Source organism: Streptomyces sp. NPDC054956, assembly GCF_053609185.1.
Genome location: NZ_JBSGXB010000457.1, coordinates 1 through 4,449, shown reverse-complemented (window position 1 = coordinate 4,449; position 4,449 = coordinate 1). Strand labels below are relative to the sequence as shown.

4 protein-coding genes are annotated in these 4,449 nt (G+C 74.4%); all 4 read right to left on the bottom strand.

Annotated elements, in window-relative coordinates:
* Positions 1 to 180 precede the first annotated feature (180 nt).
* The 4 genes from pyrE to ACWGDE_RS36510 all read right to left on the bottom strand — a co-directional run bounded on the left by pyrE (position 181) and on the right by ACWGDE_RS36510 (position 4,304).
* Complete coding sequence (gene pyrE, locus ACWGDE_RS36525) at positions 181 to 717, bottom strand: orotate phosphoribosyltransferase (RefSeq protein WP_453393384.1); 537 nt, start codon at positions 715 to 717, stop codon at positions 181 to 183.
* 63 nt (positions 718 to 780) lie between these two features.
* Positions 781 to 1,569 carry an aldose epimerase family protein gene (locus ACWGDE_RS36520; RefSeq protein WP_453393383.1) on the bottom strand — a complete coding sequence of 263 codons (789 nt, stop codon included), beginning with the start codon at positions 1,567 to 1,569 and terminating at the stop codon, positions 781 to 783.
* Between the two features lie 50 nt (positions 1,570 to 1,619).
* A complete protein-coding gene (locus ACWGDE_RS36515) occupies positions 1,620 to 2,546 on the bottom strand; it encodes an SRPBCC domain-containing protein (RefSeq protein WP_453393382.1) in 927 nt (308 codons plus the stop codon).
* Between the two features lie 90 nt (positions 2,547 to 2,636).
* Entirely contained in the window at positions 2,637 to 4,304 is a 1,668-nt protein-coding gene (locus tag ACWGDE_RS36510) for a polyamine aminopropyltransferase (protein WP_453393381.1), read from the bottom strand.
* Positions 4,305 to 4,449 lie beyond the last annotated feature (145 nt).

Below are 4,449 nucleotides of genomic sequence, written 5' to 3'. Positions count from 1 at the left end.
CTTTCCACACCCGCCGAAACCACCAACCACTGTGGCGCCCCAACTGGGTGGCGGCGGGGCGTTGTGTTTCACGTGAAACACTCCGCCCGGCCACAAAAGCCCAGGTCAGAACGGATTCGGGTGTTCCGCGGCGCGGGCTGGGGACCTAAGTCACCAGTTGCGCGAAACTCCCCGCCCTTCTCAGAGGCCGAGATCCTCCAGCTGGTAGCCCGTGAGGTAGGGCAGGCCGGCCGCGGCGATCGCGTCGGCCGCACCGCGGTCGACGATCGTCGCGACGGCGACGACCTCGCCGCCGGCCTCGCGGACCGCCTCGACGGCGGTCAGCGGGGAGCCGCCGGTGGTCGAGGTGTCCTCGACGACCAGGCAGCGCTTGCCCTTCACGTCGGTGCCCTCGATGCGGCGCTGCATGCCGTGCGCCTTCTGCGCCTTGCGGACGACGAAGGCGTCCAGGACCTCGCCGCGCGCGGCGGAGGCGTGCAGCATCGAGGTGGCGACGGGGTCGGCGCCCAGGGTCAGGCCGCCGACGCAGTCGAACTCCAGGTCGGCGGTGAGGTCGAGCATGACCTGGCCGACCATGGGGGCCGCCTTGCCGTCGAGGGTCACCCGGCGGAGGTCGATGTAGTAGTCGGCCTCGAGGCCGGAGGAGAGGATCACCTTGCCGTGCACGACGGCCTTGTCCTTGATCTGCTGCAGAAGCTCATCGCGTACGTCACTCATGGGCACGAGCTTAATTGCGCGGCGCGCCGCGCGGGCGCAGCGGGACCCTCCGGAAGAGACGCCCTAGCGCAGGCGTCGCCAGCTCCACGTGGTGGAGATCTCCAGCGGGTCCACCGGGGTGACCAGCCGCGGGAGGGAGTTCAGGCCGTTCGGCGGGCCGGACTGCGGTTCCACGCAGACGGCCTCGGGCTCCTCGTCGTAGACGACCACCCATTCGGAGCGGCTGGCGACCTTCAACTCCAGCGCGCCGGGCCACGTGAGGGTGACGTCGACTCCGTAGGGCATGCCGAAGCAGTCGTCCCACGGCCCGGGCTTGGGGTCGATGCGGTTGCCGGTGGGCAGGTGGTCCTCGCCGCGCTCCTCCTGCCAGGCGGCGGTGAAGTCGATGCGCACGTCCTCGCCGCCGTTGCCGAGGTTGCGGTGGAACCAGGGGTGCCAGCCGGCCTGCGCCGGGAAGGAGTCCCCGTACGTCTCCACGCCCATGGTCAGGGTCAGCGCGTCCTCGCCGAGCTCGAAGATCTGGGTGACCAGGCCCTCGTACGGCCACGGGTCGGCGAGCGGGTACGTGAACGCGGCCTCCGTGGCGGTCGCGCGGGCGCGGCGCCAGGCGGCGTCGCGGCCGAAGCCGTGGATGGCGTGCGGGGGGTGGTTGAGCGGCAGCTGGTGCAGGGTCGCGCCGTCCTGGAACTGCCCGTTGCGGGTGCGCCCGCACCACGGGACCATCGGGAAGGAGCCGTAGTGCTCGCCCTGCCGCAGCAGCTCCGTCCCGTCGATGCGCAGACTGCTGATCCGGCAGCCGTTCTCCTGGTCGATGGTCACCTCGGCGCCGCCGGCGCGCAGTTGCGTACTCATGCCCTGACCTTAGTCAGCCGCGGCCGGTCCGGGCGATCCGCGCGGGCCCGTCAGCGGCGGCGGCGCAGGGCCCGGCCCAGGAGGACCGCCGAGGCGACCGCCACGGCGGCGGCCGGGGCGAGCCAGCGGAGGTTGGCGCCCGCGGTGGCGGAGGTGGGGGCGGGGACGGGGGCGTAGCGGCCGCGCGGCGGGGCGTGGTCGACCTCCTCCGCGCTGCGGCCGATCATCGTGCGGCGGGCGTGGGCGGCCTCGGCGGGCGGGCGCGGGGGGCCGGCGAGGTCCCCGAGGCCGGGTGCGCCGTCGAAGGTGCCGTCCAGGAAGGGGTCCAGTGACGGGGGCGGGACCTCGGTGTCGAACACGGACGCGGTGACCTCGGTGATGTCGAGGCCGTCGTCGGGGGTGGGACCGGTGTCCAGGTCCGCGTCCAGGCCGGCGTCCACGTCTTCAGCCGTATCGGTCTCAGCGGTGTCGGCCTGTGCGTCGGCGGCCGCGCTCGCGGTGACGTCCGCGCCCTCGTCCGCGGTGAAGGCGTCGGGCCCCTCGGCCGGGGCCGCGAGTGCCGCCAGGTGTCCGGCGGCCCGGTCCAGGAGGCGGTGCGCGGCGGTGGCGGCCGCTTCGGGGGCGAAGGAGGCGGCGCGGCCGTCGGCGGCGCCCTCGGCGGTGAACTCCAGGCGGGTGCCGCCGTCTGCCTCGGTCAGGCGCAGGACGAGGGAGAGCTTCACGGTGCCGCTGCCCCGCACCTCCGTGCCCTCACCGGCGACCGCGAAGTGGTCGGGGCCGTGCTCGGTGACGGACAGCGCGCCCCGGTAGGTCACGGTGTGCCCGCCGACGCGCACCTTGAGCCGTCCGGACACCGGCCCCGCCTCGGTGTCGGCGTCCTGCTGGAGCCCCGGCACGCAGCGCGCCACCCGGGCGGGATCGCGCAGCACGGCGCGGACGTCGACGGCGGGGACCGGAACGAACACCTGATGCTCCATGCGGTCGAGCCTACCGACGCGGCCGCTCCCCGTCAGTGAGGCGGCGAAGTCGATGCGGAGCGAGGGCCGTGCGGGCGGGCGGGCGCGCCGCTACGAGTACCTCGGGTGCGGGAGCGTCGACGGCGGCAGGTCCGGTACGCGGACCCGTTCGGCGTCGCGGCCGGAGTCGTCGAGGGACTGCGTGGACAGCGAGCGCAGGGCGGGCGTGTCCCGGTCCACGCGCAGCCGGGGGACGCCCTCGCGGGCGGCCAGGACGAAGCCCCAGTCCTGCGCGGGCGGGGCGGTGGCGGCGGCGCCGAGCACCCGGTCGGGCCCGGCGGCGAAGCCCGAGAGGCGGCCGCCCGCGCTGTAGGGGGCGGTGCTGAGGCCGGCGGCGCGCAGGGTGGCCTCGACGGTCCAGTACGTACGGGGCCTGGTGGCGAGCGGTCCGGCATGGACGGCGAGCCGCCCGCCGGGGCGCAGGGCCCGCGCGGCCAGCCCGTAGAACTCCTGCGAGTACAGCTTCGTGCTGGGGGTGATCCCGGGGTCGGGCAGGTCGGAGACGATGACGTCGAAGCGGGCGCGGGCGGCGGGTCCGCGGAGCCAGCGGAAGGCGTCCTGGCTGACGACCGCGAGCCGCGGGTCCTCGTACGCCCGGGCGTTGAGCGCGGAGAGCATCGGGTCGGTGCGGGCGAGCCGCACGACTCCGGGGTCGAGCTCGACGACGGTGACGGAGGCGACGTCGCGGTAGCGCAGCACCTCGCGGGCGGCGAGCCCGTCCCCGCCGCCGAGGATCAGGACGCGGGTGTGCGGGCCGGTCATGGCGGGGTGCACGAGGGCCTCGTGGTAGCGGTACTCGTCGTAGCCGCTGACCCTCAGGCGGCCGTCGAGGAAGAGGTCGAGGGAGCGCGGCGAGCCGGTCGGGGGCCCGGTGAGGACGAGTTCCTGGACTCCGGTCTGGACGGCCACGCGCACCTCGCCGCCGTAGACGGCGCGGCGGGCGACGCGTTCGAAGTCGTCGGCGAGGACGGTGGCGCAGGCCAGCACGGCGAGGACGGAGAGGTTGGCGGCGACGAGCAGCCAGCGGGCTCGGCGGCTGAGGTCGCGGCGGAACAGCCACAGGACGAGCCCGCCGCCGACGGTGGCGTTGACGGTGCCGGTGAGCATGGCGCCGGTGAGCTGGCCGAGGACGGGCAGGAGCAGGAAGGGGAAGGCGAGGCCGCCGACGAGCGCGCCGACGTAGTCCGCGGCGAACAGGTCGGCGACGGCGCCGCCCGCGTCCTGTCTGCGGATCCGCTGGATCAGGACCATCAGGAGCGGGATCTCGGCGCCGATGAGGACGCCGATGGCGAAGGAGAACGCGACGAGCGCGGGCCGCGATTCGCCGAGCCAGGCGAAGCTCGCGTAGAGCGCCATCGCGGAAAGGCCGCCGAGGAGGGCGAGGGCCGCCTCGATGGCGGCGAAGCCGAAGGCGGGGCGGTCGCGCAGGGCCTTGGCGAGCAGGGAGCCCACGCCCATCGCGAAGACCATGACGGACAGCACGACCGACGCCTGGGTGACGGAGTCGCCGATCAGGTACGAGCCGAGGGCGAGCAGTTCCAGCTCGTATACGAGCCCGCAGGCGGCGCAGACGAACACGGTGGCCAGGACGAGGAGTCGGCCGGTCCTGGGACGTACGGGAAGGGCGGCCGGGACGCGGGCCGCGCCGCGCGGCTCCGGAGCCGGGAGGCGGCGCCACCTGGTGCGAAGCACCCCGCGCGGGGCGGAACGGTCGATCATGAAGCGAACCGTACGTCACCGCCCGCTCGCATCAAGTCACCCACATGGGTGTAAGTGGCGCACTGGTTCGGGCAGTTGGCGTAACCGCTCCGCAACTCCTCCTAGATGAGCGCCGGCGACCCCGACTCCACGGAGGACCCGACCG